The organism is Burkholderia sp. E168m23 (genome assembly GCF_016586125.1).
Classification (GTDB): Bacteria; Pseudomonadota; Gammaproteobacteria; order Burkholderiales; family Burkholderiaceae; genus Burkholderia; species Burkholderia orbicola.
Genome location: NZ_BCPP01000866.1, coordinates 1 through 3068, shown reverse-complemented (window position 1 = coordinate 3068; position 3068 = coordinate 1). Strand labels below are relative to the sequence as shown.

Annotated in this window: 4 protein-coding genes; all 4 read left to right on the top strand. The window is 63.3% G+C overall.

The features are described from left to right. Nucleotides 1–195: 195 nt before the first annotated feature. Nucleotides 196–519, top strand: a complete 324-nt coding sequence (locus JMF90_RS31020) for an integration host factor subunit beta (RefSeq protein ID WP_011544886.1) — start codon at nucleotides 196–198, stop codon at nucleotides 517–519. Between the two features lie 209 nt (nucleotides 520–728). Next, entirely contained in the window at nucleotides 729–1022 is a 294-nt protein-coding gene (locus tag JMF90_RS31015; RefSeq protein WP_012328123.1) for a lipopolysaccharide assembly protein LapA domain-containing protein, read from the top strand. Between the two features lie 53 nt (nucleotides 1023–1075). Further along, a complete protein-coding gene (lapB, locus tag JMF90_RS31010; protein WP_011544888.1) occupies nucleotides 1076–2248 on the top strand; it encodes a lipopolysaccharide assembly protein LapB in 1173 nt (390 codons plus the stop codon). A gap of 90 nt (nucleotides 2249–2338) precedes the next feature. After that, on the top strand, nucleotides 2339–3068 hold a 730-nt coding region (locus tag JMF90_RS31005; RefSeq protein WP_201325872.1), incomplete at its 3' end, for a UDP-glucose/GDP-mannose dehydrogenase family protein.

The window sequence follows — 3068 nt, the reverse complement described above, 5'->3', positions numbered from 1 at the left end:
TGATCAACATCGATCGCAAGTCGCGCGGCATCAACCTGTCGATCAAGGCGAAGGATTCGGCCGAACAACAGGAAGCGATCCGCGGCCTGCAGTCGGACTCCAGCGCTGCTGCGACCGGTACGACCAACCTCGGCGCGCTGCTGAAGGCGAAGCTCGACGGCCAGAACCAGTAAGCCTTACGAGGTCTGCTGAAGTATGACCAAATCCGAGTTGGTCGCGCAGCTGGCATCGCGATTTCCGCAACTTGTCCTCAAGGATGCGGATTTCGCGGTGAAAACGATGCTCGATGCGATGTCCGACGCCCTGGCGAAAGGGCATCGCATTGAAATTCGGGGTTTCGGCAGCTTTGGCCTCAATCGTCGCCCGGCGCGCGTCGGACGCAACCCGAAGTCGGGGGAGAAAGTGCAGGTGCCCGAGAAATTCGTGCCGCACTTCAAACCTGGCAAGGAATTGCGTGAACGCGTCGACGGCCGCGCCGGTGAACCGCTGAAGGCTGACGATCCGGACGACGACCGTTGAGCGTCGTTCGGTGTGCCCGGAACCTGTCCGGCGAAGGCTGAAAAGAAAAGCGCCCCTTGCGGGCGCTTTTTTCATTTCCGTCCAGCGATGCGCAACGCCGCGCACAGGATGTGCGCAGCCGCGGAAACGCTTCCTTTACAATACGGGTCGATTCGGTGCGACGAAGGGGAGTCGCGCGCCGCGGCAAACCTCAACAAAGAGAGGGCTTCATGAAGTTTATCGTCTGGCTGATCCGGGTATTGGTGTTCGTCCTGCTGCTGGTGCTTGCGCTGGCCAATACACAAACCGCGACGCTGAATTTCGTTGCCGGCTACGCATGGCAAGCGCCGCTGATCCTGATCGGCCTGGCATTCTTCGCCGTGGGGCTGCTGGCCGGCCTGCTGTCCGCGCTGCCTTCGATCTTCCGGCTGCGTCTCGAGAACGGGCGTTTGAAGCGCGATCTGCGTGCGGCGCGCGAAACGCCCGCCGTCATCGACCAGCCGCCGATGCCGCCCGTCATTTAACACGGACGCCGCGCGATCATCGCGCGGTTTTCGTCTCTGCTTCGATATTTCGCATGGATCTGGATTTCTGGTGGTTGCTCGCGATTCCGGTCGCGTTTGCGCTCGGTTGGGCGGCGTCACGCTATGACCTGAAGAATCTCCTGTCGGAGAGTGCCAACCTGCCGCGCTCGTATTTTCGCGGCCTCAATTTTCTGTTGAACGAACAACCCGACAAGGCGATCGATGCGTTCATCGAGGTGGCCAAGCTCGATCCCGAAACGGTCGAGCTGCACTTCGCGCTCGGCAACCTGTTTCGCCGTCGTGGCGAGACCGACCGCGCGATCCGCGTGCACCAGAACCTGCTGAGCCGCACCGACCTGCCGGTCAACGAGCGCGACCACGCGCTGTACGAACTGGGGCAGGATTTCCTGAAAGCCGGCCTGCTGGATCGCGCCGAAGAGGCGTTCCACAAGCTCGCGGACGGCGACTACGCACTGGGTGCGCAGCGGGCGCTGCTGACGATCTACGAGATCGAGAAGGACTGGAACAAGTCGATCGACACGGCGAAGCGCATCGAATCGATGAGCGACAAGCCGCTCGGCGTCGAAATTGCGCAGTTTCACTGCGAACTCGCGCAGGACGCGCTGCAGCGCAAGAATGCTGCTGCGGCGGCCGAACAGTTGCGCCTCGCGCTGACCGTGAATCCGCAGAACGTCCGTGCGACGGTGCTGTCCGGCGACGCGGCGGAAGCAGCGGGCGACCACGCGGCCGCGATCGAGCACTGGAAGCGCGTCGAAGCGCAGAACCCGGCATATCTGCCGCTCGTCGCCGACAAGCTGATGAAGGCGTACGTCGCGCTCGGCAAGAACGCTGAAGGCGCCGAACTGCTGATGGGGTACGTCGATCGTTATCCGTCGAACGACCTGCTCGACATCGCCTATCAGCATATCGCCGGGTTGCGCGGCCAGGATGCGGCGCACACACTCGCGCGCACGCAGATGGAAAAGTCGCCGAACCTGTCGGGGATGCTGCACCTGCTCGATGCGCAGATCGCGGCGGCCGAGGAGCCGCGTCGTAAGGAACTTGAAATGATGCGTGCGCTGATCAAGCAGCGCACGAAAAATCTGCCGCGGTATACGTGCCAGAATTGCGGTTTCCGGGCACGGCTCTTCTACTGGCAGTGCCCCGGATGCAGCGGCTGGGAAACCTATGCGCCGCGCCGCGTCGAACCTGCGATGCCGGGCTGATCCCGGCACGCGGAGCCAACGCGCTGCGGTTGCCGCCGGGCTCGTCCCGGCGGCCAAGTTAGTCAATTACCGGGAAGTACCGGAACATCTATGAAAATCACCATCATCGGCACCGGCTATGTCGGCCTCGTCACGGGCGCCTGCCTCGCGGAGATCGGTCACGACGTCTTCTGTCTCGATGTCGATCCGCGCAAGATCGACATCCTGAACAACGGCGGGATGCCGATTCACGAACCGGGGCTGCTGGACATCATCGCGCGCAACCGCACGGCGGGGCGCCTGCGTTTCTCGACCGACATCGAGGCGAGCGTCGCGCATGGCGAGATCCAGTTCATCGCCGTCGGCACGCCGCCTGACGAGGACGGCTCGGCCGACCTGCAATACGTGCTCGAGGCCGCGCGCAACATCGGCCGCCACATGACGGGCTTCAAGGTGATCGTCGACAAGTCGACGGTGCCGGTCGGCACCGCGCGGCGCGTGCACGGCGTGGTCGACGAGGCGCTTGCCGCACGCGGGCTCGCGGGCAGCGTCGCGCATCGCTTCTCGGTCGTGTCGAACCCGGAATTCCTGAAGGAAGGCGCGGCGGTCGAGGACTTCATGCGCCCGGACCGGATCATCATCGGTGTCGACGACGACGAAACCGGCACGATCGCGCGCGAGAAGATGAAGAAGCTCTACGCGCCGTTCAACCGCAACCACGAACGCACGATCTACATGGACGTGCGTTCGGCGGAATTCGCGAAGTATGCGGCGAACGCGATGCTCGCGACGCGCATCTCGTTCATGAACGAGATGTCGAATCTCGCCGACAAGGTCGGCG

Bases quoted from the DNA above. Each gene is read 5' to 3' on its own strand.
- JMF90_RS31015 (WP_012328123.1), top strand. From the start codon at position 729: ATGAAGTTTATCGTCTGGCTGATCCGGGTATTGGTGTTCGTCCTGCTG.
- lapB (WP_011544888.1), top strand. From the start codon at position 1,076: ATGGATCTGGATTTCTGGTGGTTGCTCGCGATTCCGGTCGCGTTTGCG.
- JMF90_RS31020 (WP_011544886.1), top strand. From the start codon at position 196: ATGACCAAATCCGAGTTGGTCGCGCAGCTGGCATCGCGATTTCCGCAA.